The organism is Pseudomonas sp. S10E 269, from assembly GCF_002798465.1.
GTDB lineage: Bacteria > Pseudomonadota > Gammaproteobacteria > Pseudomonadales > Pseudomonadaceae > Aquipseudomonas > Aquipseudomonas pergaminensis.
This window is the reverse complement of record NZ_PHIJ01000001.1, coordinates 655,145-681,449: the sequence shown is the minus strand read 5'-3', so window position 1 is coordinate 681,449 and position 26,305 is coordinate 655,145. Positions and strand designations below refer to the sequence as shown.

Genomic DNA, 26,305 nt, shown 5'->3' with positions numbered 1-26,305 from the left:
CATTCGCGGGCAAGCCCGCTCCCACAGGGGATCGTGGGTTAGCGCAGTAGTGCTTTCAGTTGTTCAATCCCCACGTCACCCAGCGGGAACACTGGCAAACGTGGATCACCCACTTCCAGACCGGTCAGACGCAGCCCGGCCTTGATCGTCGCGGGCAAGCCACCCTTGAGGATGAATTCCAGCAAGGGCAACTGGCGGTAAAACAGCTCTCGCGCCTTGGTCAGATCATTGGCCAAGACCGCCTCATACAACGCCAGGTTCAGCTCTGGGATCAGGTTCGGTGCTGCCGTGCACCAGCCCTTGGCGCCTGCCGCGAAGGCTTCCAGCGCCAGCGGGTTGCAACCATTGTAGAACGGCACATCGCTGTGGCGATGCAACTGGTGCATGCGTTGGATATCCCCGGTGCTTTCCTTGACCATGGTCACGTTGGCCACCTGCTTGAGGATGCGCAGGATCAAATCCACCGACATGTCCGTGCCGCTGGTGGCCGGGTTGTTGTAGAGCATGATCGGCACGCCGATGCTGTCGCCGATCGCGGCGTAGTGGGCGAGGATCTCCGCTTCGCTGAGCTTCCAGTAGGACGCCGGCAGCACCATCACCGCATCGGCGCCATTGGCCTCGGCGTAACGGGCGCGGCGCACGGCTTTGGCGGTGGTCAGGTCCGAGACGCTGACGATGGTCGGTACGCGCCGGGCGATTTTCGCCAGGCTGAAGGCGCTGACTTCGTCCCACTCGGCGTCGCTCAAGTACGCACCTTCACCGGTGCTGCCCAGTGGCGCGATGGCGTGTACGCCGCCGTCAATCAGGCGGTCGATGGAGCGGCCGAGGGCGTCGAGGTCAACGCGTTGGCCGTCGGCGCTGAACGGGGTGATGGTGTAGCCGATGATGCCGTGAATGTTTGGGCTGGACATGGACGGTCTCCGGTCGAAAATAGGCAAGTCAGTTCAGGCAATCGGCGTGTTGACGCAGGTTCTGCCGGGCGTAGTAGTTGAACGCGGCGCCATGGCGCTTGGGCCGTGAGATCCAGTCATGGGCCTCGCGCCCCAGTTCCGGCAGGATTGGCTTGATGGTGCCGGCTGCCATCGCGAGCAACTGCAACTTGGCCGCGCGCTCGATCAACTGCGCGATCACACAGGCTTCCTCGATGCTCGCCCCGGTGGACAGCTGGCCGTGGTGCGAGAGCAGGATCGCGCGTTTGTCGCCCAGTGCCGTGGTGATGATTTCACCTTCTTCATTGCCCACCGGCACACCCGGCCAGGCCTCCAGGAAGGCGCAGTCTTCGTACAGCGGGCAGAGGTCCATATGGGACACCTGCAGCGGCACTTCCAGCATCGACAGCGCGGCGATGTGCGTGGGGTGCGTGTGGATGATGCAATTCACATCCGGCCGCCCACGGTACACCCAGCTGTGGAAACGGTTGGCCGGGTTGGGGATGCCATGGCCCTCCAGCACTTCAAGATCCTCGTTCACCAGCAACAGGTTGCTGGCGGTGATCTCATCAAAACCCAGGCCCAGTTGCTGCGTGTAATAGGTGCCCTGTTCCGGCCCGCGCGCGGTGATCTGCCCGGCCAGGCCGGAGTCGTGACCGTTTTCGAAGAGGATGCGGCAAGTCAACGCCAGCTTTTGCCGGTCGGTCCACGTATTATCCGCCAGGGTGTTTTGCATCTGGGTCAGTGCTTGCTTGACCAGTTGGTCTTTCGGGAGTGCTAATGTCTTGGCCATATCGGGTGCCCTCGGTAGCTGCAAATGACACTAACGATGCTATATGACACTTTGTGTCATTGGCAAGCACAGCTTATCGCTTACTGCATGGATTAACCGCAGCGCATGTCTATCCGTTTGAAATTATTGAGAAAAAAACTTGGCGTCACCTTGGAGGCCCTGGCCGAAAAGTCTGGGATGACCAAGAGTTACCTGTCCAAGGTCGAGCGCGGGCTCAACACGCCGTCGATTGCCGCCGCGCTCAAACTGGCCAAGGCGTTGAACGTGAAGGTCGAGGAGTTGTTCAGCGAAGACAGCGTCAGCCTCGACAGCTACAGCCTGGTGCGCAGCCATGAGCGGCCGGACACCTCACCGGGTTATGCGGTGCTGGCCCATCAGGTCAGCGAACGCAGCCTGCTGCCGTTCATCATCTACCCGCCGGCGGAGTTCACCGACAAGACCTTCAAGGAGCACCTGGGCGAAGAGTTTCTGTTCGTGCATGAAGGCCAGGTGGAAGTGGATTTCATGAACGAGCGCGTGATCCTGGAGCGGGGCGATGCGCTGCACTTCAATGCGCAGAAGCCTCATCGGTTGCGCTCGGTGGGGCCGGTGCAGGCGCAATTGCTGGTTGTGGTGCACAGCTCGGAAGAATGATGTCGCGCATGTGTTGCGAACACACTCAATGTAGGAGCTGGCTTGCCTGCGATAGCATCACCTCGGTTCAGCTGACAGACCGAGGTGCCTGTATCGCAGGCAAGCCAGCTCCCACATTGGATCGACGTCGCCCATAAAATCAGCGTTCGACAGGCACTGAAAGCGCTGGATTGCCCAATGGGTGCGTACGCGCCGCGAAGAACTTCAGCGCCACCCCAGCCCCCTCAAACAACTCCGAATACCGCCGCTTCTGCTGACGAATAAACCCATCGCTGCGCCCCGACACCGAGATCGCCAGCGTCGTCACATTGGCTTGGCGAATCGCGTCCACCAGGTGTTTATCCTGTGGTCCCAGTTCGTGCCCGAACAGGCACAACGCCCCCTCATGGCTCAGCAACTGCTCATAGCAGAACGACAGGTAATCCGAACTGCGGATGGTCTTGAGCTTCTCTTCCACCTTGCCCTCGCTGACAAACAGCGGTACGTCGTCCAGGGTCTTGATAGTGTTGTTGATCGCGAAACTGCTGAGCAAGGTGCTGTCAGTGGTCGGCAACTTGCGCGCGGTACCGTCGAGGTTACGCACCAGGTGCAGGCCGCCGTGCAAGTACAAGATGCGCGTGGCGTCGGTACGGGTATTGCGCAGGTCGAAGCTGGCGTCGGCGCTGCGGAACAAATCGTCGATGCCGGGGGCGTGCAGGATCGCCCAGTAGTTCAGCAAATCGTAATTGGTGGTGAACACCGTGGGGTAGTTCGCCAGCTCGCTGTTGATCGTCGCCAGCGTCGACGGTTGCACCAGGCGCCACGGGATATGCACGGCGTGGATGGTGTTGATCAACGCTTCCTTGATCGCGTAGTAACGATTGCGCGGCGCCGCCGAGCTGACCGCCAGGGCCTTGTTGACCCGGCTGGTGGTCTTCAACGCGCCCAGCGCCTGCTCGAAGCTGCGGGTTTGCAAGGCGTCGAACACGCTGAGCTCGGATTGGCTCAGGGGCTTTTCTTCGACGGTGCGGGCGTTTTCGAACAGTGAGTCGTAGGCGAAGTCTTCCCAAATCGTGCGGCTTGCGCCGTTGCCGATCAGAATCCCGCTGAAGTCGTGGGCAGCGCGCAGGGCGCTCCAGTCTTCAAGGTGGGCGTCACTATCCTGGAAATCCTTCATTGCGGCGGGTCTACTCGAAATCGGCTGGACGGTGACTTTATCACGGGTTGGCGTTGATCCTGATCAAGATACGGCGGCTGGCGCAGGTTGATGCTGTAGGCATAAAGCCTCTGAGGATTCGCCATGAGCAGCACCTTTTTTATCCCCGCCGTCAATATCATGGGCACCGACTGCCTCGACGAAGCGATGACCGCCATCCGCAACTATGGCTTTCGCAAAGCATTGATCGTCACCGACGCCGGCCTGGCCAAGGCGGGCGTCGCGAGCATGATCGCCGAGAAACTGGCGATGCAGGACATTGACTCGGTGATCTACGACGGCGCCAAGCCCAACCCCAACGTGGAAAACGTCGAGAACGGCCTGGCGCTACTGCAGCAGAGCGCCTGCGATTTTGTGGTGTCCCTGGGCGGCGGTTCGCCCCATGACTGCGCCAAGGGCATCGCCCTGTGCGCCACCAACGGTGGGCATATCGGCGACTACGAAGGCGTCGACCAATCGAACAAACCGCAACTGCCGCTGGTGGCCATCAACACCACCGCCGGCACAGCCAGCGAGATGACTCGCTTCTGCATCATCACCGACGACACCCGCCACGTGAAAATGGCCATCGTCGACCGCAACGTCACGCCGCTGCTGTCGGTCAACGACCCGGCGCTGATGGTCGGCATGCCCAAGGGCCTGACAGCCGCCACCGGCATGGACGCGTTGACCCATGCCATCGAAGCCTACGTGTCCACCGCCGCCAATCCGATCACCGACGCCTGCGCCATCAAGGCCATCGAACTGATCAGCGCGAACCTGCGCCTGGCGGTCCGCGACGGCAGCGACAAGGCCGCCCGGGAAAACATGGCCTACGCGCAGTTCCTCGCCGGCATGGCCTTCAACAATGCGTCCCTGGGCTTCGTGCACGCCATGGCCCACCAACTGGGCGGTTTCTACGACCTGCCCCACGGCGTGTGCAACGCAGTGTTGCTGCCCCATGTGCAAAGCTTCAACGCCAGCGTCTGCGCCAAACGCCTGAGCGACGTGGGCCGTGCGCTGGGCGCCGATATCAAGGGCATCACCGACGAAGAGGGTGCCCAGGCCGCCATCACCGCCATTCGCAGCCTGGCCCACGACGTCGAAATCCCCGCCGGATTGCGCGAACTGGGCGCCAAGTTGCAGGACATTCCCTTGCTGGCGACCAACGCGCTGAAAGATGCCTGCGGCCTGACCAACCCTCGGCGGGCGGATCAGCGGCAGATCGAGGAGATCTTTCGCAACGCGTTTTGATAGGGGCAGCCTTAAGCTGCAAGCGGTAAGCTACAAGCTGGATGCGTTCAACTTGAGCTTGAAGCTTGCGGCTTGCCGCTGAGGTCCCCCCTATGAGAGTTCTGTTATTCGGCGCCACCGGCATGGTCGGCCAGGGTGTCCTGCGTGAGTGCCTGTTGGCCGCTGACGTTCAGGAAGTCGTCGCCGTTGGCCGCACGCCCTTGACCCAGGAGCACGGCAAGCTGCACCAGGTGTTGCACGGCGATATGCTGGATTTCCAGCCTCTGGAAAACCTGTTGCAAGGCTTTGACGCGTGTTTCTTTTGCCTCGGTGTTTCATCGGCGGGGATGAATGAAGTCAAGTACACCCACCTCACCTATGACCTGACGCTGGTCGCTGCCAGTACCCTGGCGCGGCTTAATCCGCAGATGACTTTTATCTACGTCTCAGGCGCCGGGACGGACAGTTCCGAGGCGGGTAAATCGATGTGGGCGCGGGTCAAGGGCAAGACCGAGAATGCCTTGCTGCGCCTGCCGTTCAAGGCGGTGTATCTGTTTCGGCCTGGGGTGATCCAGCCGTTGCATGGCGTGCGGTCGAAGACGCCGTTGTATCAGTCGTTTTATTCGGTACTCGGGCCATTGCTGTCGTTTGTGCGGCGGCTGAAACCAGGCTGGGTGGTGAGCACCGAGACCGTAGGCCGGGCGATGTTGCAGGCTGCCAGCCAGGGTGCGCCGCAGCCGGTGGTGGAGCAGGCCGAGATCAATCGGCTGGCCAGCGAGCGTCGCTGATGTTGCACAAGAGTCTGGTGCGTCGCTTGGACCTGATCACGCTGCAGTTGTTTGTGGCGGTGTTCGAGGAAGGCACGCTCACCCGTGCTGCCAATCGTGAGGCCATTGCAGTGTCGGCTGCCAGCAAGCGCTTGATGGAGCTGGAGCAGGTGCTGGGCGTCAGCCTGTTCGTGCGCCGCGCCAAGGGCATGGACCTGACGGCAGCCGGTGAAACCCTGCTGCACCATGCGCGGCAGATGCTGTTCAACGTCGAGAAGATGGGCCTGGAACTGGGCGAACACAGCCATGGTGTGCGCGGCTATGTGCGAATGCTGGCCAATCTTTCGGCAATTATTCAGTTTCTTCCGGAAGACCTGCGGGGCTTTTCCGAACTGCACCCCGAAGTGAAAACCGACCTGGAAGAACGTCCCAGCAAAGGTGTGGTTCAAGGTGTGTTGGATGGCGTGGCGGACCTTGGGATTTGTTCCAGTGACACCGACATCAAAGGCCTGCCCAGCGTGACGTATCGACGCGACAAACTGGTGGTGCTGATGCCGGCGGCTCACCCGTTGGCAGAGCGTGAAACCCTGGCGTTCAGTGAAACCCTCGACAGCGATTACGTCGGCCTGCACGCCGCCAGCTCCATCAATATGCGCACCCATGCGGCCGCGCGCGAGGCGGGCAAGATGCTGCGCCTGCGCATTCATGTGCCGGGGTTCGACGCCATGTGCCGGATGGTCCAGGCCAACATGGGCATTGGGATCCTGCCACAAAAGGCCTACGAGTTGTTTGGTCGCGCACTGGGCCTGCATGCCGTACCGCTGACGGACGACTGGTCGGACCGTAGCCTGATCCTGGTGGTGCGCGATAAGACGCAGTTGTCCCCGGTCAGTCGTCTGCTGTTCGACTACCTCAGCGGTCCCCTGTAGGCGCCCGGCTTGCCGGCGATGGCAATTTTTAATCGCCGCAGCACGCAAGGGACTCATCGACCGTCAGCCGATTCGTACAAATGTGTTCGCGTTTGGCGAACGCTCCTTGCCAACTGACGGTTGGATTTATCCTGCACCTGCCCTCTAGTCTTGGCGTCACATTCCAAGAATAAGAGGTACACCCCATGACGGCTCCTTTGAGCGGTATCAAGGTGATCGAGATCGGCAGCCTGATTGCCGCGCCGTTCGCCGCCCGGTTGATGGGCGAGTTTGGCGCCGAGGTGATCAAGATCGAGGCCATGGGCCAAGGTGACCCGCTTCGCAAATGGCGAAAGCTGCACGAAGGCACGTCGCTGTGGTGGTACCTGCAATCGCGTAACAAAAAGTCCCTGGCGCTGGATCTCAAGTCGCCCGAAGGCCTGGACCTGATCAAGCAATTGCTCGGTGACGCCGACGTGCTGATTGAAAACCTGCGCCCCGGTGGCCTGGAAAAACTCGGCCTCGGCTGGGACGTGCTGCACGCTCTCAACCCCAAACTGACGTTGGTGCGCATCTCCGGTTACGGCCAGACCGGCCCGTATCGCGACCGCCCTGGCTTTGGTGCCATCGGCGAGGCCATGGGCGGTATCCGCTACACCACTGGCAACCCCAACTCGCCACCGGCGCGGGTCGGCGTGAGCCTGGGGGATTCCCTGGCGTCGTTGCACGGTGTGATCGGCGCGCTGATGTCGCTGCTGCGGGTCAAGACGGGGCAGGGCGACGGGCAGATTGTCGATGTGTCGCTGGCCGAGAGCGTGTTCAACCTGATGGAAAGCCTGGTGCCGGAATACGACATGCTTGGCCATGTGCGCGAACGCAGCGGCGGTGCCTTGCCGGGCATTGCGCCCTCCAACACCTACCTGACAGCCGACGGTGCCTACGTGGTGATCGCCGGCAACAGTGACCCGATCTACAAGCGCCTGATGCACACTATTGGTCGCGCCGACCTGGCCGAAGCGCCCGAGTTTGCCCACAACGATGGGCGCGCCGCGCAAAGCGGTCTGCTCGACGCCGCGATCACCCACTGGACCAGCAGCCTGCCCATCGATCACGTGCTCGGCGCGCTTGAAGCCGCAGAGGTACCGGCAGGGCGCATCTACTCCGTCGCGGATATCGTCAGTGACCCGCACTACCAGGCGCGTGACATGTTGCTCAATGCCGAGTTGCCTGGCGGTGTGTCGGTGAAGATGCCCGGCATCGTGCCCAAACTCTCGGACACCCCTGGCGGCGTGAACTGGCAGGGCCCGTCCCTGGGGCAACACACCGACGAAATTCTTGGCAGCCTGGGCCTGGCCGGCGCCGATATCCAACGCCTGAAAACCTCGGGAGTGGTGCAATGATCACCGACTATTCAGACCCGCTGATCGTGCAGGAAGTGTCCCCGCGTGACGGCCTGCAAATCGAGCCGACCTGGGTCGCAACGGCGGACAAGATCGCCTTGATCGACCAGCTTTCCCTGGCCGGTTTTTCACGGATCGAAGCCGGTTCGTTCGTCTCGCCCAAGGCCATTCCGGCATTGCGCGATGGCGAGCAAGTGTTCCGGGGCATCCAACGCAAGCCGGGTGTTATCTATGTCGCACTGATCCCCAATCTCAAGGGCGCCCTGCGTGCCATCGAATCCCGTGCCGATGAGCTGAACCTGGTGATGTCCGCCAGCCAGACCCACAACCTGGCCAATATGCGCATGCGCTGTGAAGCGTCGTTGGCGGCGTTTGGCGAGATCGTCAGCGTTGCCGCCGACCACCCTGTGAGGCTCAACGGCAGCATCGCCACCACGTTCGGTTGCCCGTTTGAAGGCAAGATCGATGAAGACCGCGTGCTGCAATTCGTTGACGCTTACCTTGAGCTGGGCATCCAGGGCATCAGCCTGGCCGACACCACGGGCATGGCCAATCCACGCCAAGTGGAACGCCTGGTCAAGCGCGTGTTGCAGCGCGTATCCGCCAGCGACCTGACCCTGCATTTTCACAACACCCGCGGCCTGGGTTTATGCAACGTGCTGGCCGCTTATGAGGCCGGTGCCCGTCGATTTGACGCGGCGCTCGGCGGTTTGGGCGGCTGCCCGTTCGCACCGGGGGCGTCGGGCAATATCTGCACTGAAGATTTGGTCAACCTGTGCGAAGAGGTCGGGATTCACACCGGCATCGACCTGCCGCACCTGCTGCACATGTCCCGCCGTCTGCCGGCCCTGTTGGGCCATGAACTGCCTGGCCAGGTGGCCAAGGCCGGGCGCAATGGCGACCTGCATCCGCCGCCGGCCTACATCGCCACGCTGTAGCACCGCACCAGACAACAAAAACAATCGGGCGCCTGTGAGCAGCCCGCTGGAGAGAAACCATGAGCACTAATACGTTGGAGGCCGGCGCGCGCCCGGCTGCTGAAATCGATGCCGAAAAAGCCCTGGTCAGCAAGGTCGCCTGGCGCCTGATGCCACTGATCATGGTGTGCTACCTGTTCGCGTTTTTTGACCGTATCAACATCAGCTTTGCCAAGTTCCAGTTGCAAGCGGACCTAAGCCTGAGCGACACCGCCTATGGCCTGGGCGCCGGGTTGTTCGTGGTGGGATACGTGATCTTCGAAGTGCCAAGCAACATGATGCTGTACAAGGTCGGCGCGCGGCGCTGGATTGCGCGGATCATGATGTCGTGGGGGCTGGCGACGGCAGCCATGGTGTTTGTCACGGCAGAATGGCAGTTCTATGTGCTGCGCTTCCTGATCGGCGCAATGGAGGCAGGTTTTGCGCCCGGCGTGCTGTATTACCTGACGTTGTGGTTCCCGCAGCACTTCCGTGGGCGCATCACGTCGATGCTGTTCCTGGCGTCGGCCTTTGCCGGCCTGCTGGGCGCACCGTTCTCCGGCTTGGTGCTGGAGCACCTCGACGGCGTCTTGCAGATGCGCGGCTGGCATTGGCTGTTCCTGCTCGGCGGCTTGCCGTGCATCGGCCTGGGCTTCCTGGTGCTGACGCTGCTCAAGGACCGCATCGAAGATGCCCATTGGCTGACACCCGCGGAGAAAACCTTGCTGGCCAGTCGCATCGCCAAGCATGAGCCGAACCAGCACGGGGGCTCGCTGCTGTCAGCAATCCGCATTCCTGGGTTCCTGATGCTCGGCTTCATCTACTTCCTGATCCAGGTGGCGTCCTACGGCCTCAACTTCTGGGCGCCGCAATTGATCCGCAGCGCCGGTACCCAGAGCCCGGTGATGATCGGCCTGCTCACGGCGATTCCTTATGTGTGCGGCGCGATCAGCATGGTGGTGATCGGGCGGCTGTCGGATGCCACCGGCGAGCGGCGCAAGTTTGTCTGCGGCCTAGTGGTGCTGGGGGCAGTGGGCTTCTTCAGTGCCGGCATTTTCGCCGACCACACGACCTTTCTGATTATTGCCCTGGGCATGCTGGGCGCGGGCATCATCGCCTCGATCCCGACCTTCTGGACCCTGCCACCCAAGTTGCTGGCCGGCGCCGGGGCAGGCGCCGCGGGCGGTATTGCGGTGATCAATACCCTCGGGCAGTTCGGTGGCATTGTCAGCCCGGTGATGGTGGGACGCATCAAGGACCTCACCGGCAGCACCACCCCGGCGCTGTATGTGATCGGCGTGTGCGCGCTGTTGGCGGCGGCGCTGCTGCTGTGGGGCTTGCCGCAAAAACTGCGCACGCTCGATAAAGGCTGATCAGCCAGCGGTGGCCAACGCTCGGGCCGGTGTGGCGCTGAACTGAATCAACGCCACCCCGCCCATCAACAGCAACGCCCCCAGCACGCGGGGCGTTGTCAGTTGGCGCTCCACCAGGCCGAACAGGCCGAAGTGATCCAGCACCAATGAGGCCAGAATCTGCCCGGCCATGGCCAGCGCGATAAACCCCGACGCGCCCAGTTTGGGGAGCAGCATCAACGCCAGGGAAATAAAGCACACGCCAAACGCGCCGCCGGCCCACATCCACAACGGCGCCTGACTGATAAACGCCAGGCTTGGCAATGGCAAGCGCATGGCCAGAATCACTGGCAGCAACACGATGATGCTCACCAGCAGTGACGCCAGGGTGGCCCACAACGGATGACCGAGCCCGCGCCCGAGGTTGGCGTTGATCGCACTTTGAAACGGCACCACCGCCCCGGCGACGACCGCCAGCGCCAACAGGCCCACCCAATGCAACGTCGTCATGTCCACTCTCCCAGAGGTTTTGCTGGACTCTAGGCTATTCGTCGCGCAAATTTAAATTCCAAGTTCTTATGCCGAGCATGCAGCTGATGAATGATCTTCGCCGCATCGACCTCAACCTGCTGGTGATCCTCGACGCCTTGCTCACCGAGCAACACGTCACCCGTGCCGCCGAGCGCTTGCACCTGAGCCAGCCGGCGGTCAGCCATGCTCTGGCGCGTTTGCGTGACCTGCTGGGTGACCCGCTGCTGGTGCGCCAGGGCGGTAGCCTGGTGCCGACGGTTCGCGCGCTGGAGTTGGCCGCGCCACTGGCTGAGGCCCTGGCGCAGGTGCAGGCCCTGTTGGCGCCAAATCGCTTTGACCCGGCGTCGGCCAAACGCAGGTTTCGTGTGGCGATGTCTGACTACAGTGCGGCGATTTTCCTACCCGACCTGGTGCGGATGCTGCGCGGTGAAGCGCCAGGTATCGATCTGCAAATTATCCAGGCCAGCCGTGAAGGCATGGTGGAAGGTGTGCTCAATGGCGACCTTGACCTGGCTGCGGGGGTCTTCCCCGACATGCCCGCAGAACTGCGTACTACGCCGTTGTTCGACGAGCACTACATCTGCCTGGTGGACCGCAACAGCCTGTCGCCAAGCGGCACATTGGATCTGTCCACCTACCTGTCACGGCCCCATGTCTTGTTGGAAATGCGTGGCAGCGGCACACCGGAAATCGAGCGGGCACTGACGGCGATTCGTGAACGTCGACACGTAGCAATCAGCCTGCCGCACTGGGGCGTAGCGCCGCAGTTGATCCAAGGCACCGACCTGATCCTCACCGTCTCGACGCGTGGCTTGCTGAATATTGATCACCAGCACTTGCTGGCCGTACCGCCGCCCTTTCATATTCCATCGTTTGCGTTTGAATTGGCGTGGCATGCACGCCGGGGAGGGGATTCGGGGTTGCAGTGGTTAATTGGGCAGGTGCAGGGTGTATTGTCCAAAGGCCACCGCTGACAGGAAAACAACACCATGCTTTCTGGCTTCAACCACCTCACCCTCGCTGTCACCGATTTGGATCGCAGCGTCCGCTTCTATCATCAACTGTTGCAACTTCAACTTGACGCCACCTGGGACGCCGGTGCCTACCTCTCGCTGCCGGGCCTGTGGTTATGTTTGTCGCTCGATCCATTGCGCACTGCGCAGCCGGCGGCCGACTACACCCATTACGCGTTCACAGTGGCTACAGATGATTTCAGCGCACTGGTGGCGCGCCTGCGTGCGGGCGATGTGCAGGAGTGGCGCGACAACCGCAGTGAAGGTGCCTCGTTCTATTTTCTCGACCCGGACGGCCACAAGCTCGAAGCCCATGTCAGCGACCTGGCCTCGCGGTTGCAAGCGTGTCGCGCCAAGCCCTATGCCGGAATGAAGTTTTACCCGTAGCACGGGAACGTGCAGAATCCCTTCACTGTTCAACCCTCTGTCTGAGTCACGCCCATGACCCTATCCTTGCTGCTCGCCGTGCTTGCTTCAGGTTTTATCTACGGTATTACGCCGGGGCCGGGGGTGTTGGCCGTGTTCGGCATCGGCGCCGCCCGTGGCCGGCGTGCCGGCGCAGGGTTCCTGTGCGGGCACCTGCTGGGAGACGTGGTGTGGTGCTCGACAGCGCTGATCGCCATCGTTGGCGCGCGGGAAGTGGGCAGCAGTGCGTTTGATGTTCTTGGTGTGCTCAGTGGCCTGTATTTGTTCTGGCTTGGCTGGCGCGCGATCCGAACCCAGCGCCGCAGCAGCGATGCGCCTCAAGGGGCTGCACGGCATCCGTTCTGGCATGGCATCGTGTTCGGCCTGACCAACCCCAAGGCGTACCCGGTGGCGGTGGCGACATTCACGGCGTTGCTGTCCAGCCGTGCCGAGTTGCTGACTTGGTCGATGCTGCCGTCGCTGATCTTCCTGAGCTTTGTCGGCGGGCTGCTGGCCTACGCGATCCTGATCGGTGTGGTCGGTGCCCAACGGGTGCGCAAGGTGTATCAACGCCATGAAATCCTGATCACCAGACTCTGCGGCGTGATGTTTATCGGTTTCGCCATCAACGCTCTAGCGCATGCATTGCCAGGCCTGTTGGGCAGCAAACCCGCCTGATTTGATGATGACCGTTCGTCGCACTGGCGAGTTTTTTCTAAACCTTTGCCGCCCTGAAAATTCGAATTGAGGGCGGGGTGTGTTCCCCCGCACCTATTTTTACCCTGGAGGAACCCATCATGAGCCGCATGGCTATCCGGTTACGCACCGCCAGTTTCGCGATGCTGCTGGGCCTCGGCGCCAGCAATGCTTTCGCCCAGTCGCCTGCTGAATTCATCGAGCAGGCTTCGGCCAAAGGCATGGCCGATATCGAAACCAGTCGCATGGCCCACGCTAAGACCTCGTCCCAGGAAATCAAGGACTACACCATCGAGGTGATCAACGAGCGCACCCTGGCCAACCAGCACCTGGCGGCCATCGCCAAGAAGCTCGACCTGCCTGTCGCGCCGCGCGAGAAGATCGTCGACAAAGCCGAAACCCTGATGCCCGAACTCAAGGACGGCGACTCCTTTGATGCGGCCTACACGGCGCAACAGGTCAAGGAAAACGAGGACGCCATCGCCCTGTTCAAAAAGGAAGGTGCAGCGTCGGATGTGCCAGAAATAAAAGCCCTGGTGGATGAGACGCTGCCCAAGTTGGAAGAGCGTCTGCAGAAAGCCCGTGCATTGGCATCGACCTATGGCAAGGGTCATCAAGGCGACGGTTGAGCCTGTCACCTGAACTGAAAAATGGCGGTTGGTGCTTCTCCAACCGCCGTTTTTTCATGCCTGGTTCAAATCGGTCTTGATCTGCGCAGCATCGTCGGCGTGCTCGCCGCAACTGCTATTGAGGCTGACGCTCCCCGTCGCACCGATGCTGCGGTATTCCTTGCGCAGTTTCTCGAGTTCTTTACGGTCGAGCCCGTCCAGGCTCAGCACGGCATTCTGTGCATCCTTGGACACGCGCAGCAGCTCATCAATCTTGATATGCAGGATGTCGTTGTCGCGGTTCTGCGTGTTCTGGATCAGGAACACCATCAGGAACGTGATGATGGTGGTCGAGGTATTGATGATCAGCTGCCAGGTGTCGTTGTAGTGGAAATACGGCCCGCTCAGGCTCCACGCCAGAATCAACGCCACCGCCGCGTAGAACGTGCGTGGGCTGCCCGCCCAACGGGACAGGGATTGGGAGACTGCGGAGAATTTCATGACCGTTTTTCCTTTGGAAGAGGTGATGAATTAATGGACCGCAGGGAATCTTTGAAATTTCTTTTTACATTTGCCTGGGTGAACAAAGTTGTACGTTTTTGTCGTCGGCTACCTCAGAAGGCCAACTCCGCTTGGCCCGTGCCCTCCAGCGCGAGCAAATACTGCTTGGCTTCCAGCCCCCCGGCAAACCCGGTCAACCCGCCCGACGCGCCGATTACCCGGTGGCACGGTGCAATGATCGATATCGGGTTACGCCCATTGGCGGCGCCCACCGCGCGCACGGCTTTCGGGTTGCCGATCTGCTGTGCGATCTGGCTGTAACTGCGGGTCTCGCCGAAAGGAATCGTCAGCAGTGCCTGCCAGACCCGCTTCTGGAAGTCGGTGCCGGAAAAGTCCAACTCCAGCTCGAACTGGTTGCGCGTACCGGCGAAGTATTCCTGCAACTGGCGTTCGGTTTCCAGCAGCACCGGGCTGTCATTGGCCTCGCGCAATTCACCCAAACGCACACGGTTGGCGCGCTCGGTTTCCCACAGGATGGCGCCGAGTTTGCCGTTGCGCGCCACCAGGGTCAGTTGGCCGACGGGGGAGGGCATGAGTTTGTATTCGTAGGGCATGGGCCTGATCCTTGACGCTGTATGGCGTCACTGTCCGTGTTGTAAACCGTGGGGGAACCCTGTTTCTTGCGATGGAGTTCCACGCGGCTAAAAACGCCAGTGAATCCAATTGCCCGACCCATAGACCCAGGAGACCTGGAAGATAAACCAGACTATCGAGGGCGTCGACAATGCGACCAGTGAGCCAAGGTTGAGTAGAGCGATGATGGTCGCGCCGATTGTCAGACCTCGACTGGCATGCTGCCTTGCGTACCACGCGCCATAGATGGACCCGGCAACGGTCGCTATTGATACAAGGCGTCCGAGACCTATGGGGGGCAAGGGTATCAGTGGGGCCAGCAGTGGAATGATCAGCACCAGCCCCAGGACTTTTCTAAAGACCAGCCTCGACGTTTTTTGTCCGCGCGGGAGCATTCTGGGTTGTCCTGTTTTTGGGGAAGGCGTATCCCATAGTGATAGGCGAATATTCTTATTCCTGTAGGGATAGGCTTAATCAATGTTCCTGCTGAAGCACTTTCAGCGCTGCCGACGCCAGGAACCCCAAACGGCTTTTTTCTTCCGGGTGGTGCAGTACCTATTCATCGATCTGTGCAATGACGGCGAGAAACTCATCAACTAGCACACTTTTTGTTTCAGCCCGGGTCAGCACCAACAATTGCGCACACGCATCCCCCTCCACCAACGGCCGGTACGTCACGCCTTTATTCATCAGGCTCTGCGTACACGCCGGCACCAACGCCACCCCTTGCCCGGCCGCCACCAGCGCAATGATCGATGTGATCTGACGCCCGGTCGGGCCTGGGCGTAATGGCTGGCCGTGGTGGCGGTAAAGCTGTTCGATGGATTGGTTGAGCCCCGAGCCATAATCGGCTGGGAATAAAATCAACGGGTAGGCACTCAGCTGCGCCAGGTTGACGCTGGGTTGACGGGCCAGCGGGCTGTCGCTGGAAACGGCGGCCACCAAGCGCTCTTCGCCCAGGGACAGCGCATGCACCTCATCGCCCTGTGGCAGCAGGCGACTGAGCCCGATATCCAGCCGCCCGTCCGCAACGTGCGCGCCCAGGCTGCCGGAGGCGCATTCCACCAGGGTCAACTGCACATCGGGAAACCGCTGGGCAAATGCCTGGATCGCCTGGCTGAACAAATCCGACAGGGCGATCGAGCTGACATACCCCAGTGCCAGTTGCCCCGCAGTGCCCGCCGCCAGCTTCCCGGCGATGACCTGCGCCAATTCCACCTGCTCCAGCACGCTGCGTGCGTAGGGCAGGAACGATCGGCCCTGGGCGGTGAGGGTGACGCTGCGGCTGGTGCGATCAAACAGCTTGAAGCCCAACTCCGTTTCCAGCGCCGAGATCTGCCGCGTCAGCGGCGGCTGTGCCAGGTGCAGGCGAATGGCGGCGCGGCCGAAGTGCAGTTCTTCAGCGACCGTCAGAAAGTAACGCAGCTTGCGTAGGTCGAGCATCCTGGTCCTTGGGTATTGATCGGTCCGAAATCGGTATTGGTTCAGGACCCGCCGGCCATTCTATAAAGACCTCACAAAATAAAACGAGAGGTTTCATGAAACCGCGCCTGCATTGTGCCCGTCTTGCCCTGTTCCTGTGTGGCTGCGCGGCGTTCCTCAACCTGTATGCCACCCAGAGCATTCTCCAGACGTTTGCCGCGCAGTTTCACATCAGCGCCAAGGCAGCGGGGTGGAGCATCACCGTAACGACGCTGGCCGTGGCGATCACTGCGCCGTTTGTCAGCCGGCTGACCGGCCGTTTCGAGCAACGCACGGTGATCAGCGTGGCGGCCTTGCTGCTGGCGGTGCCGGCCTTGATGACCGCCTATGCCGACAGCTTTGCCGAAGTGCTGGTGTGGCGATTTGTCGAAGGCATGTTGATCCCGGTGGTGTTTGCCACCAGCGTGGCCTATATCGGCGACCGCTGGAGCGGCGGCACGGTAACGGAGGTCACCAGCCTGTATGTGGCGGGTACGGTGCTGGGTGGGTTCGCCGGGCGCTTTGTCACAGGGGTGATGACTGAATACGTAGGCTGGCGCGAAGCCTTTGAATTGCTGGCAGTGCTGAGCCTGATGGTGGGTGGGTTTATTCAATTCCTGTTGCCTGTCAGTCGTGTGCGCTCGGTGAGGGTTCAGTCCTCATTCTCGGTCGTTTTTCGCAAGCCCTTGCTGGCGGCTTACGCTGTCGGTTTTTGCGTGTTGTTCTCTCAAGTTGCAGCGTTTACCTACGCAGGTTTGTACCTGGGATTACCGCCATTCAACCTCGGGCCTGCGGCGTTGGGCACGCTTTACATGGTGTTCTTGCTGGCGCTCATCGTGATTCCCATCGCCGGACGCCTCAGCAAATCCCGACCTCACGCTGAACTGCTGAGCGTGGCCGCGGTGCTCGGCATCAGCGGCTCAGCGCTGACACTGGTGCCCTCGTTGTGGTGCATCGTGGTGGGCTTGGCCCTCAGTTCCACCGGTGTGTTTCTCGCCCAGGCGGCGGCCAACGCCTTCACCGCCGCTACCGCCCGCGACAACAAGGCCGGCGCCGTGGGCGTGTACCTCACGTGCTATTACCTGGGTGGCAGTTGCGGTGCGATTGTCCCGGCGTTGATCTGGGAGCGCTGGGGCTGGGCCGGGTGTGTGGTGCTGATTATCACCTTCCAAATACTGACCTTGCTGATCGCCCTGACCGGCTGGAAGCCCCCTAAACCTCAATTGATCCCGACACCATGAACGACACAGTCGCCGTGCCCACCCCCGCCTCGTCATCCCGTCGCCGCACGCTGATCGCTGGCTGCAGCGCCCACGCCGTGCATGATGGCCTTACCGACGTCATCTACGTGCTGCTGCCGATCTGGCAGACGCAGTTTGCGCTGTCCTACGCCCAGGTTGGACTTCTGCGCGGGGCCTATTCAGGAATGATGGCCGTATTCCAGCTCATGGCCAGCCGCGCGGCAAAACGCTGGGGCCGTGTACCGCTGCTGGTAGGCGGAACCGCGCTCGCCGGTGCGGCTTATCTAGTGGTGGGTCAAGCCACTGGACTGGTGATGTTACTGCTGGCGCTTTTGCTGGGCGGCTTGGGGGCAAGCACGCAACACCCGCTGGCATCCTCGATGATCAGCGATACTTACGAGGACGGTGGCGGCATCAAGCAGGCTTTGTCCCAGTACAACTTCGCCGGTGACATTGGCAAGACCCTGGTTCCCGGTCTGGTCGGCTTGTTGCTCACGGTCATCAGTTGGCGCGCCAGTGCTACGCTTCTCGGGTTGTTGGGGTTGGCGGCGGCGGGGCTGTTGTGGTGGTTGATCCCCAGCCAGCCGGACGCCTCGGTGGCGACCCAAAAAACCAAGTCCTCTACGGGAGTCGGCTCTGTCAGCGGTCTGCGCGCATTGATCCTCACTGGCACTCTCGACAGCGCCGTGCGCATGGGTTTTCTCACCTTCCTGCCGTTTTTGCTGCAAGCCAAAGGGGCGGGCACTGCCGGTATTGGCCTGGCCCTGACCCTGCTGTTTATTGGTGGCGCGTTCGGCAAGTTATTGTGCGGCTACCTGGGCGCGCGCATCGGCATGATGAGGACGGTGTGGCTGACGGAAAGCAGCACGGCCTTGCTGATCGTCGCTGCGGTGTATGTGCCGCTGACCGCGCTGATGGTGATGTTGCCGCTGCTGGGACTGGTGCTCAATGGCACGTCGTCGGTGTTGTACGGCGCCGTGCCTGACCTGGCGGGTGGAGGTAAGCGGGAGCAGGCATTTGCGGTGTTCTACACCGGCACGATTGGTGGCGGTGCGCTGGCGCCGGTGGTGTTTGGCGGGGTGGGGGATACGCTGGGCGTACCGGTGGCCGTGACGGTATTGGCGGGGGTGTTGTTGGTGACGTTGCCGTTGGCGTGGGTGGTGCAGCGGGGAACGAATGAGCCGGGTTGACGCGCGCAATTACAAAATGAGTAATCTATCCATTCGATCATGCAGGATACGAACGATCTCAATCCCATACGGGACGATCCGAAAATAGAGCGTATGTCTTTCAAGGCAATAGTGGCGGTATCCCGTGCGTATCTCGTTGCAGGCTGGCGCAATCCTTGGCTGCTGCGCCAACTGCTCGAACGCTTTCGTCAGAATGTCTATATAGCGGTTAGCCTGTTCTACGCTTTACGTCTGAGCGCTGTAAACCCAAATGTTTTCAAGATCACACTCTGCCGCAGGTGTAAGACGGTATTCAGTCATATGTCTTTAACATTCTTCTCTTGAACTCATCGGGGTTGAATAAACGAGGTTCGCCGCTGGACTCACCCTCCTTCAACGCTGCGCGGATTGATTCAATTTCAGCGCTGCGCTCTTGTTCACACCTTATCAAATCGCGGATGTATTCACTGTCATTGGTGTAATGACCCGCTTCTATCTGCGCTTTGATCCAGCCGTCTTGCTGGTCAGTAACAGTGATGGTTTCTCGTACGGTTCCCATGGGAGCGCCTCCAGTCCAAAGAGTGACAGCGAGCGCTATCATACTATTGGTGCGAAATCGCGTACCTGGATGATCGGCGTGTCACTGTGGGCCGATGCCGAAGGTATTTTCTTGGGTTCTTGCTTCGATGAGGTTCAGCAGGATGATGCGAACGGTGGGATGATTTCAAATGGTCTTTAAAGGGGGGTATTACTTGGAATTGCAGGTGGTTTCTGGCTGTGCAAAGGGCGGGTGCAGGTCTTGCGGCATTGCCTACACGAGGATCAGACTAGTCTGAGCTGTTCGCTATGGGTGGCCTGTTTAAGGCGTGTCTTCCCAGGCTGCCCATACCATAGGGGGAGCCGAGACATGCACAGCCTTAAACGCATGACTCCAGCGTAAACGGAATCCGCAATGCGCCAACCGGGCCTTCCCGAACACCGCACATTTCATCGTGCACACAGTGCTGCACCAGCACACAGGGAAACGGCGGAACCCGTTGCAACAGGTTGCGTAAATGCGTGGTGGAACGGATGCGCAATGGCTGGTTGTCATCGTCCAGCAACGTCATCTCGACATGATCCAGCCTGATACGCGCGATATAGAATCCACCCTCCAGCGACAGCAGCTGCAGCTCGCGAATTTCTCCATTTACTGCCAGTTCAGTCAGCCTGTGCAAATTCATGATTCACTCCTGCTGTGGGTCATTCACTGGCGACGAAAGAACAACGTGACCTGGCCCCATTCGACGCCGAACTTGGTCATGCTGGAGCGGTTGATCAGGGTGTCTTCGTCCATCAGGTACATCCAGTCATCAAAGCTCACCTCATAGACGGAACCGTCCACGGGTAGGTTGAGCCGGTAGCGCCAACGCAGTGCGTTACCCGCCACTTCGCCAATGGCCTCGCCAACCACATCACCCGCCCGACCGCGCCAGCGCCCCGGGCCATCCGGTGTCAGTGTCCACACCCGCTGTTGTCGCGTGCCGTCGCTGTACAGGAAGCGTTCGTCGAGAATCAAGGCATTACCCTCGCGTCGGCTGGCGATGTTCACTTCAAAGCGCTTGGCCACTTCGCCCGAGCGCTTCTGGAAAATCCCCCAGGCCTTGACGGGCTTGCTGAAGAACCGCTCCAGGTCCAACTGCGGTTGCTGGTCGGCGTAGTGCTCGACGCCTACGTTGGCGCAATTGCTCAAGCTCAACACCAGCAACAATGAAACCAGTAGACGTGTCATTGCTCGGCTCCTTGATCGTGCCTCAGCGCGTTGGAGTAATACTTGTACAAAAATATTGATTTGTATAGGTGTGGGCGAGGCGAATGATCGGCGTCTTAAATCGCAGCCATAAAAAAACCGGCCTCAAAGGACCGGTTTTTTTTGCATCCGCCGTCAAAAACAACCTGACACAGAACGCGAATTTGAGTGGAGCGGGTAGAGGGAATCGAACCCTCGTCGGAAGCTTGGGAAGCTACTGTTCTACCATTAAACTATACCCGCTCAGAGCGGCTGACTTTGTACCAGATGTTCGTCGGGATTTGAAGTTTTTCTTCAAAAATGTGGGGGTTGACGCTGGCTTGCCTGCGATATCGACACCTCGGTGTGCCCGTCACACTTCAGTGATGCTATCGCAGGCAAGCCAGCGCCCACCCCTCAGATTGCAAACGCATGCTGCGTCTGGCCATGGTGATAACGCAATCGGCTGACCTGGCGCTCCGGTTTCAAGAAACCCACCACCGCGTCACGACTGTCCCGGCATGCGGCCTTGTGCTCCATGTCTAGGAAATGCCCCGTCGCCTGAATCGTACTGAAGCTGCTGTTGGCCACATGCTGGCCAAACAGCTTGGCGTCCTGGGCGCTGGTGTATTCGTCCCATTCACCGTTGAGAAACAACACCGGAATGTCGATCTGCTTGGCGGCCTTGAGGTAGCACAGGCGATCACTGTTGAGCACATGGCTGATGTGAAAGTGCATCTGCCCATACTCGTGCTCGGCCAGGCTGCTCACGTGTTTATAGTTGAAGCGCTTGAACAGCGACGGCAAGTGTTTGCCGATGGTGCTGTTGACCAGGTGGCCGACGCGGTCGCGGTCGAGGTTGCCGAGGTAGTCGACGCCGCGTTCCAGGTAGTCGCGCATCGGGGCGTTGATCACCGGGGAGAACGAGCTGATCACGGCCTTCTCCACGCGGCGCGGGCGATGGGCGAGGGCAACCAGGGTGGCGGCGCCGCCCCAGGAAAAGGACAGTACGTGTTCGGCGGCGAAGTGATCGATGAGTTCCAGCAGGAGCTGGCCTTCGACTTCCTTCGTCAGCATTTGCTCGTGGCGGTTGTGGATTTTGGAGCGGCCGGCGTAGGGCTGATCGTACAAAACCACATTGAATTGCGGGTACAGGCTTTTCACGGTTTGGGCGAAGGATGCCGTGGTGGCCATGGAGCCGTTGACCAGGATGATGGTCTTTGCAGCAGCGTCCGCGCGATAGAACTCCGTGTAAACCCGATACTGACCCTGTATATCCAACACAGCGATTTCTGGCCTCATGTCGTAAGACTCCTGGCAAGCGGGTAGGGCGCGCAGATCACTCTGCACGAGCTTTATGACAGGTAGGCATACGCCTGGAAAAGGAGGCCCATGTCGATCCAATGACGGCTGGCCGACGGCTGTTGTTATGGCGGGCTGTTTGCCGGGAAGGCCCGTGGATCAAGCGCGGGCGGGGCAAGGTGGTTCTTGGAGGTTATAGGCGACTCGCCAGTCATATTTGAACGGGTGATCCTGATTCAAGCAGCAGAGCGGGCAGCTCGCAAGGCGGTGAAGCGGTTTTTTGCCATCACCGGCTGAACGGTCATCAGACCTGGCGGATTTCTTCGTCAGTCAGCACCCGGTATTGGCCGGGCGCGAGGGCGGCATCCAGCACCAAGGGCCCCATGCGCTCGCGATGCAGGCCGATGACCTTGTTATCGAAGTGCCCGAACATGCGCTTCACCTGGTGATAGCGTCCTTCGATGATGCTCAGCCGCGCGGTTCTCGGCCCCAGCAACACCAGTTCGGCGGGTTGGGTGGTCAGGTCTTCGAACGCGAAATACAGGCCCTGTGCAAACGTGGCGGCGTACTCCGCGCCAATGTCCTGCTCGGTCTCTACCCGGTAAACCTTGGGCAGTTTGGTCTGCGGTTGTGTCAGGCGACGCGACCATTGGCCGTCGTTGGTGATCAGCATCAGGCCGGTGGTGTTGAAGTCCAGGCGACCGGCAATGTGCAATTCGTCTTTGCCCGGCTCATCGAGTAGATCCAGCACGGTCGGGTGCTGCGGGTCCGCCGTGGCGCTCACGCAACCCTGGGGCTTGTGCAGCATGAAGTAGCGCGCCGGTTTGCCCGCCTGCAGTACTTCATCGTCAACACACACGCGGCTGAATTCCCGCACTTCGTGATGGGGATCATTGACCGCCACGCCATCCACCGACACCCGCCGCTCAATCAGCAACAGCCGCACTTGCTTGCGATTGAACCGGGGCAGGTTACTGAGGAACCGATCAACCCGCATTACGTTGGCTCAGCGCCACGCAACTGCACATCGACCTGGGCACAGCGCGGGCATAGGCAGGCCTTGTTGCGCAATTCCTCGGGCAAGGCTTGGAGCACGGCCGGGTCGATGGTGACGCTGTAGCACCAGCACGCCTGGTCGACCGTGCGCGGGTCTGCCAGGGAGCAGTCGTTGCGGGCGCCGCAGGCGGGGCAAAGGGTTGGCGTGGTCATGGGCAGGTTCGGGCTGGGTCTGGCAAATAGTCCGGAGAATCCCGGTGTGCCTCGTACGATACAGGGCCGACCCTGCCCAGGCTACTTAGAGCTGGAACTTGCTGACCAGTACGTTGAACGAGGTGGCCAGGCGCGACAGGTCCTGGCTGGAGGCGTTGGTCTGATGGGCTCCGGCGGCCGTCTGGGTAGACAGGTCCTGAATGTTCAACAGGTTGCGGTCCACCTCGCGGGCCACCTGGGCCTGTTCCTCCGAGGCAGAGGCAATCACCAGGTTGCGCTCATTGATCTTCGCCACACTGGCGGTGATGCGTTGCAACGCTTCGCCGGCGTTCTGCGCCAGGGTCTGGGTATTGTTGGCCCAGGTCAGGCTCTTGTTCATTGCCGCGACCGCATCGTCGGCGCCGGTCTGTACTTCACCAATCATCTTTTCAATATCCACCGTGGACGTCTGGGTGCGATGAGCCAGCGCCCGCACTTCATCGGCAACCACCGCAAACCCACGCCCTTGCTCACCCGCGCGGGCGGCTTCAATGGCGGCGTTGAGGGCCAGTAAGTTGGTCTGGTCGGCAATGCCTCGGATCACATCGATCACCTTGCCGATCTCTCGCACTTGGCCGGCAAGGTCTGCAACCGATTGTGTGGAGTCGTTAATCTCGACCACCATCGAACTCATGCCGGACACCGCCTGTTCCACTTGCTGGCGGCCATCTTCGGCCTCGGTGGTGGCCTGGCGCGAGGCTTCAGAGGTCGAGACAGCGTTGCTGGCCACTTCGTCCACGGCGGCGGTCATCTGGTTGACGGCGGTGGCTGCTTGTTGGATCTCATCATTCTGGCGGGTCAGGCTGCGGCTGCTTTCATCGGTGACCGCACTCAGTTCCTCGGCCGCCGATGCAAGCTGGTCGGACGCGTTGGCGATTTCCACGAGGGTACTTTTCAGGCCGCCTTGCATGTCCGACAGCGCCATCAGCAGTTGCCCGGCTTCGTCGGTGCGCTCGGTGATGATGGCCTGGGTCAGGTCGCCCTGGGCAATGCGCTGTGCGCTCTGCACGGCTTGAGCGATAGGGCGGGTGATCAGGCGGGTGATCAACATACCGATGATGATCGCAATGAGGAAGGCAAGCACAATGCCGCCGATCATCCACGTCAATGCACTGTTGCGCAGCTCATCGGCTGCGACCGCGCCTTCCTTGATCTGGCGGTTATTGGACTCGATCATTACGCGGATCAGCTCACGCGCCTGGCGGAACAGTTCGTTGTTGCTGGTATTGAGCTGGGCCCGGGCCTGGTCGACTTGGCCGCCGTCGAGCAGTGCCATTATGCGTTCAGAGTTGCTGATGTAGCTGGGCCAGATCTGGTCAAGTTTGTCTCCCGCTGCCCGTTCGTCATCTTCCAGCGGCGTTGCGCGGTAAGAGGCGTAGGACGCTTGGCTACGCTTGAGTTCCTGGGCGATGTCCTGGCGCACGCGGTCGCGGTCCTGTGGGGAAACGTCGCCTCTGCTGGCATCCATCAAGCGGTACAGGCCGCGGTTGTGGGCCACCAGGCCGTTGAGCGTGGCGGCCGTGTTGCTCACCGAAACCAGGTTGTTGGAAAACGTCAGTTCCAATGCCGTGGAGAGGCGAACCACCCCTTTGATTCCCAGCAGGCCCACCGCCAGGGTGACCAGCGCACACAGTAGAAACGAGAGCAGCAGTTTGGTTGAAATCTTCATGGGTCAGGTCCGGACAGGGTAGCGAAGGGCGCACGCTAGAGCCTCCCTGGCACGGTGCGATGTCATAGTGACATCATCGCAATTGATAAAGTTGCGAGCCAGACAAATTTACTGAATCGATAAAGCGGGTGCAGATGTATCAAGCTGTTGCGAAAACGCACCAGATTCCGTTTTTGATGTCAGATGTTTCGTCATTCAGTGAAAGCTGAATGCCGCCCTCCCGCGTCGCTGGAGGTGCTCTTCCGCGGTCCAGGAGGCCGCCATGTATCGACGACTGCTGCTCAGCGCTTTACTCGGTCTGACCCTTTCTGCTTGTGTGCCTTATTACGATGGAGGCCAGAGCTACTATCGATCCGAGGTCTACACCTCACCGGCGCCGGTGTACTACTACGGCGGTGGCACGGCGTATCCCTATCGACGTGACTACTACCCCGCACCGCGCTACTACGCGCCACAACCGCGCTACTACTCGGCGCCGCGTTATTACCAGCCGGCACCGCGCTACTACGGACCGCGCGCAGGTTACCGGCCTTACCCGAACCAGGGTTGGGGCGGCGGCGACCGTTGGGGAAATGGTGGGCACGGTCGCGGTTCCGACCATGGGGGTGGCCGCGGCGGTCACCGTTGACAGGTCTGCATTGCAAGCGGCGCATGAAGCGCCGCTTTTTTATGGGCAACTATTTAGTAATCGGACAGGTCGGCCAAGGGGTGGCGACCTTCCCACGCCTTATTGAAATGCGCCTGCACCACCGCCTCCGGAATCGCAGTGATATCCGGCCAATGCCAATGCGGCGTCTGGTCCTTGTCGATCAGCCGCGCACGCACGCCTTCGCTGAATTCGGGGTGACGGCAGCAATTGAGGCTCAGGGTGTATTCCATCTGGAACACCTGCGCCAGTGACAGATGCCGGCCACGCTGGATCTGTTCCCACACCAGGTGTGCGGTCAATGGGCAGCCTTCGCTGAGCGTCTTGCCGGCCCGGCTGAACAGCGGGTCAGTATGTTCGCGCAGTTGGCTCAAGGCCCGCCAGGCACACCGCACATCGCCCACGTCCAGCCATTCGTCGATCTGCGCCCGGCGTGGCAGCCATTGTGCCTCCGGTTTTTGCTCGACGGCTTCCTGGGCCAACGCCTTGAGAAGACTGTTGAGCTGCATCGAGGTCTGTTCCTGCCAGTTCAGTTGCAGCAGGCCGTCGAGCAGTTCGTCTTGCTGGTCGTCGCGCAGGAAGCGGTCGGCCAGGCCCAGGTCCAAAGCGTCGCGGCCATTGATATGGGCGCCTGTGAGGCCCAGGAACAACCCGAGCTTGCCCGGCAGGCGTGACAGGAACCAGCTGGCACCGACGTCCGGGTACAGGCCGATGCTGATCTCTGGCATGGCCAACCGGCTGCTCGGTGTAACGATGCGCACGGCGGCACTTTGCAACAGGCCCATGCCGCCGCCCAGCACGTAGCCGTGACCCCAGCAGATCAGCGGTTTAGGGTACGTGTGCAGGCGATAATCCAGGCGGTATTCCGCCGCAAAGAACTGCGCAGCCAGCGACGGCACGACACCTGGCTGTTCGCGGCAAGCCTGCGCCAGGCTGCGCACTTCACCCCCGGCGCAAAACGCCTTGGAGCCGTTGCCGCGCAGCAGTACACAAACGATGTTCGGGTCCTTGGCCCAGGTGTCCAGGCGGTCGCCCAGGGCGAGGATCATCGGCAAGGAAAGGGCATTGAGGGATTTTTCAGCGTCGAGGCTGGCGATGCCGATGCGGGCACCGTCGCTGCCGGTCAGCTCTTCGAAGTGCAGGTTCATCGTGACCTCATTCGATACGTTGAAGGATGAGTATGATCGCTTCGTAGGAAAGTGTCGGTGGTGTGTCAGATCAATTGACAAGCGGGGTCGGCTTTCCTAGGGTTCGCCCATTCTATTTACA

Annotated in this window: 29 protein-coding genes, 1 tRNA gene and 2 pseudogenes; 14 read left to right on the top strand and 18 right to left on the bottom strand. The window is 60.7% G+C overall.

What is annotated here, in order from left to right; all coding sequences use genetic code 11:
* Window positions 1-38 precede the first annotated feature (38 nt).
* On the bottom strand, window positions 39-911 hold the full coding sequence (locus tag CWC48_RS03330) for a dihydrodipicolinate synthase family protein (RefSeq protein ID WP_100491334.1): 873 nt from the start codon (window positions 909-911) through the stop codon (window positions 39-41).
* A gap of 28 nt (window positions 912-939) precedes the next feature.
* Complete coding sequence (locus CWC48_RS03325; protein WP_078047304.1) at window positions 940-1,722, bottom strand: aldolase; 783 nt, start codon at window positions 1,720-1,722, stop codon at window positions 940-942.
* Between the two features lie 105 nt (window positions 1,723-1,827).
* Between CWC48_RS03325 and CWC48_RS03320 the strand changes: the two genes are divergently transcribed.
* Complete coding sequence (locus CWC48_RS03320) at window positions 1,828-2,355, top strand: helix-turn-helix domain-containing protein (protein WP_099492509.1); 528 nt, start codon at window positions 1,828-1,830, stop codon at window positions 2,353-2,355.
* A 139-nt stretch (window positions 2,356-2,494) separates the two neighbouring features.
* Here the strand turns inward: CWC48_RS03320 and CWC48_RS03315 are convergent, their stop codons facing one another.
* Window positions 2,495-3,511 carry a DUF4917 family protein gene (locus tag CWC48_RS03315; RefSeq protein ID WP_099492510.1) on the bottom strand — a complete coding sequence of 339 codons (1,017 nt, stop codon included), beginning with the start codon at window positions 3,509-3,511 and terminating at the stop codon, window positions 2,495-2,497.
* 123 nt (window positions 3,512-3,634) lie between these two features.
* Here CWC48_RS03315 and yiaY point away from each other — a divergent pair, with 123 nt between their 5' ends.
* From yiaY to CWC48_RS03285, 6 genes are all read left to right on the top strand, one after another.
* Window positions 3,635-4,783, top strand: coding sequence for an L-threonine dehydrogenase (gene yiaY, locus CWC48_RS03310; protein WP_100491333.1), 1,149 nt, complete (start codon window positions 3,635-3,637; stop codon window positions 4,781-4,783).
* Between the two features lie 92 nt (window positions 4,784-4,875).
* A complete protein-coding gene (locus tag CWC48_RS03305) occupies window positions 4,876-5,550 on the top strand; it encodes an NAD(P)H-binding protein (protein WP_078047308.1) in 675 nt (224 codons plus the stop codon).
* Window positions 5,550-6,458, top strand: a complete 909-nt coding sequence (locus CWC48_RS03300; RefSeq protein WP_078047309.1) for a LysR family transcriptional regulator — start codon at window positions 5,550-5,552, stop codon at window positions 6,456-6,458. Before CWC48_RS03305 ends, CWC48_RS03300 begins: the two co-directional genes overlap by 1 nt.
* Before the next feature lie 185 nt (window positions 6,459-6,643).
* A complete protein-coding gene (locus CWC48_RS03295; RefSeq protein WP_100491332.1) occupies window positions 6,644-7,837 on the top strand; it encodes a CaiB/BaiF CoA-transferase family protein in 1,194 nt (397 codons plus the stop codon).
* The gene (locus CWC48_RS03290) at window positions 7,834-8,775 is read left to right on the top strand and encodes a hydroxymethylglutaryl-CoA lyase (RefSeq protein WP_100491331.1); all 942 of its coding nucleotides are present in this window, start codon (window positions 7,834-7,836) and stop codon (window positions 8,773-8,775) included. Before CWC48_RS03295 ends, CWC48_RS03290 begins: the two co-directional genes overlap by 4 nt.
* A gap of 59 nt (window positions 8,776-8,834) precedes the next feature.
* Entirely contained in the window at window positions 8,835-10,166 is a 1,332-nt protein-coding gene (locus tag CWC48_RS03285) for an MFS transporter (RefSeq protein WP_100491330.1), read from the top strand.
* Here CWC48_RS03285 and CWC48_RS03280 read toward each other — a convergent pair whose 3' ends face one another.
* On the bottom strand, window positions 10,167-10,655 hold the full coding sequence (locus tag CWC48_RS03280) for a DMT family transporter (protein WP_099492515.1): 489 nt from the start codon (window positions 10,653-10,655) through the stop codon (window positions 10,167-10,169).
* 77 nt (window positions 10,656-10,732) lie between these two features.
* Between CWC48_RS03280 and CWC48_RS03275 the strand changes: the two genes are divergently transcribed.
* The 4 genes from CWC48_RS03275 (at window position 10,733) to CWC48_RS03260 (ending at window position 13,419) form a co-directional block, all read left to right on the top strand.
* Window positions 10,733-11,650 carry a LysR family transcriptional regulator gene (locus CWC48_RS03275; RefSeq protein ID WP_252993643.1) on the top strand — a complete coding sequence of 306 codons (918 nt, stop codon included), beginning with the start codon at window positions 10,733-10,735 and terminating at the stop codon, window positions 11,648-11,650.
* A 15-nt stretch (window positions 11,651-11,665) separates the two neighbouring features.
* Window positions 11,666-12,076, top strand: coding sequence for a fosfomycin resistance glutathione transferase (gene fos / locus CWC48_RS03270; protein ID WP_100491328.1), 411 nt, complete (start codon window positions 11,666-11,668; stop codon window positions 12,074-12,076).
* 54 nt (window positions 12,077-12,130) lie between these two features.
* Window positions 12,131-12,772, top strand: coding sequence for a LysE family translocator (locus CWC48_RS03265; RefSeq protein WP_100491327.1), 642 nt, complete (start codon window positions 12,131-12,133; stop codon window positions 12,770-12,772).
* Window positions 12,773-12,891: 119 nt separating this feature from the next.
* Entirely contained in the window at window positions 12,892-13,419 is a 528-nt protein-coding gene (locus CWC48_RS03260) for a DUF4142 domain-containing protein (RefSeq protein WP_005785958.1), read from the top strand.
* 54 nt (window positions 13,420-13,473) lie between these two features.
* Here the strand turns inward: CWC48_RS03260 and CWC48_RS03255 are convergent, their stop codons facing one another.
* The 4 genes and pseudogenes from CWC48_RS03255 to CWC48_RS03240 form a co-directional block, all read right to left on the bottom strand.
* Entirely contained in the window at window positions 13,474-13,899 is a 426-nt protein-coding gene (locus tag CWC48_RS03255) for a low affinity iron permease family protein (RefSeq protein ID WP_078047317.1), read from the bottom strand.
* Window positions 13,900-14,012: 113 nt separating this feature from the next.
* Window positions 14,013-14,513: a methylated-DNA--[protein]-cysteine S-methyltransferase gene (locus CWC48_RS03250; protein WP_099492519.1), complete on the bottom strand. Its 501-nt coding sequence runs from the start codon at window positions 14,511-14,513 to the stop codon at window positions 14,013-14,015.
* A gap of 493 nt (window positions 14,514-15,006) precedes the next feature.
* Window positions 15,007-15,087 (bottom strand): annotated as a pseudogene (locus CWC48_RS30770) (type II toxin-antitoxin system HicB family antitoxin); the annotation flags it as partial.
* The gene (locus CWC48_RS03240) at window positions 15,088-15,975 is read right to left on the bottom strand and encodes a LysR family transcriptional regulator (protein ID WP_099492521.1); all 888 of its coding nucleotides are present in this window, start codon (window positions 15,973-15,975) and stop codon (window positions 15,088-15,090) included. It abuts the pseudogene before it with no gap.
* 95 nt (window positions 15,976-16,070) lie between these two features.
* On the opposite strand from CWC48_RS03240, the gene CWC48_RS03235 reads away from it, so the two are divergent.
* Both CWC48_RS03235 and CWC48_RS03230 read left to right on the top strand, forming a co-directional pair.
* Window positions 16,071-17,234 (top strand): MFS transporter, encoded by a 1,164-nt coding sequence (locus tag CWC48_RS03235; protein WP_100491325.1) that lies wholly within the window; start codon window positions 16,071-16,073, stop codon window positions 17,232-17,234.
* Entirely contained in the window at window positions 17,231-18,424 is a 1,194-nt protein-coding gene (locus CWC48_RS03230) for an MFS transporter (RefSeq protein ID WP_100491324.1), read from the top strand. The genes CWC48_RS03235 and CWC48_RS03230 overlap by 4 nt, the downstream gene beginning before the upstream one ends.
* Before the next feature lie 9 nt (window positions 18,425-18,433).
* On the opposite strand, the pseudogene CWC48_RS03225 reads toward CWC48_RS03230, so the two are convergent.
* The 9 genes and pseudogenes from CWC48_RS03225 to CWC48_RS03185 form a co-directional block, all read right to left on the bottom strand.
* A pseudogene (locus tag CWC48_RS03225) lies at window positions 18,434-18,628 on the bottom strand (type II toxin-antitoxin system RelE/ParE family toxin); the annotation flags it as partial.
* Between the two features lie 88 nt (window positions 18,629-18,716).
* Window positions 18,717-18,962 carry a type II toxin-antitoxin system ParD family antitoxin gene (locus CWC48_RS03220; RefSeq protein ID WP_100491323.1) on the bottom strand — a complete coding sequence of 82 codons (246 nt, stop codon included), beginning with the start codon at window positions 18,960-18,962 and terminating at the stop codon, window positions 18,717-18,719.
* A gap of 358 nt (window positions 18,963-19,320) precedes the next feature.
* Window positions 19,321-19,626, bottom strand: coding sequence for a DUF6482 family protein (locus CWC48_RS03215; RefSeq protein WP_078047324.1), 306 nt, complete (start codon window positions 19,624-19,626; stop codon window positions 19,321-19,323).
* A gap of 23 nt (window positions 19,627-19,649) precedes the next feature.
* Window positions 19,650-20,174 (bottom strand): DUF3833 domain-containing protein, encoded by a 525-nt coding sequence (locus CWC48_RS03210; RefSeq protein ID WP_078047325.1) that lies wholly within the window; start codon window positions 20,172-20,174, stop codon window positions 19,650-19,652.
* Window positions 20,175-20,361: 187 nt separating this feature from the next.
* A tRNA-Gly gene (locus CWC48_RS03205) sits at window positions 20,362-20,435 on the bottom strand.
* A gap of 153 nt (window positions 20,436-20,588) precedes the next feature.
* Window positions 20,589-21,473 (bottom strand): alpha/beta fold hydrolase, encoded by an 885-nt coding sequence (locus CWC48_RS03200; RefSeq protein ID WP_099492525.1) that lies wholly within the window; start codon window positions 21,471-21,473, stop codon window positions 20,589-20,591.
* Window positions 21,474-21,777: 304 nt separating this feature from the next.
* Window positions 21,778-22,470 carry a pseudouridine synthase gene (locus CWC48_RS03195; RefSeq protein WP_100491322.1) on the bottom strand — a complete coding sequence of 231 codons (693 nt, stop codon included), beginning with the start codon at window positions 22,468-22,470 and terminating at the stop codon, window positions 21,778-21,780.
* The gene (locus tag CWC48_RS03190) at window positions 22,470-22,682 is read right to left on the bottom strand and encodes a cysteine-rich CWC family protein (RefSeq protein ID WP_100491321.1); all 213 of its coding nucleotides are present in this window, start codon (window positions 22,680-22,682) and stop codon (window positions 22,470-22,472) included. The genes CWC48_RS03195 and CWC48_RS03190 overlap by 1 nt, the downstream gene beginning before the upstream one ends.
* A gap of 85 nt (window positions 22,683-22,767) precedes the next feature.
* A complete protein-coding gene (locus CWC48_RS03185; protein WP_100491320.1) occupies window positions 22,768-24,390 on the bottom strand; it encodes a methyl-accepting chemotaxis protein in 1,623 nt (540 codons plus the stop codon).
* A 262-nt stretch (window positions 24,391-24,652) separates the two neighbouring features.
* Between CWC48_RS03185 and CWC48_RS03180 the strand changes: the two genes are divergently transcribed.
* Window positions 24,653-25,018, top strand: coding sequence for a hypothetical protein (locus CWC48_RS03180; protein ID WP_078047330.1), 366 nt, complete (start codon window positions 24,653-24,655; stop codon window positions 25,016-25,018).
* A 53-nt stretch (window positions 25,019-25,071) separates the two neighbouring features.
* Here CWC48_RS03180 and CWC48_RS03175 read toward each other — a convergent pair whose 3' ends face one another.
* Complete coding sequence (locus CWC48_RS03175; protein ID WP_100491319.1) at window positions 25,072-26,184, bottom strand: enoyl-CoA hydratase/isomerase family protein; 1,113 nt, start codon at window positions 26,182-26,184, stop codon at window positions 25,072-25,074.
* Window positions 26,185-26,305 lie beyond the last annotated feature (121 nt).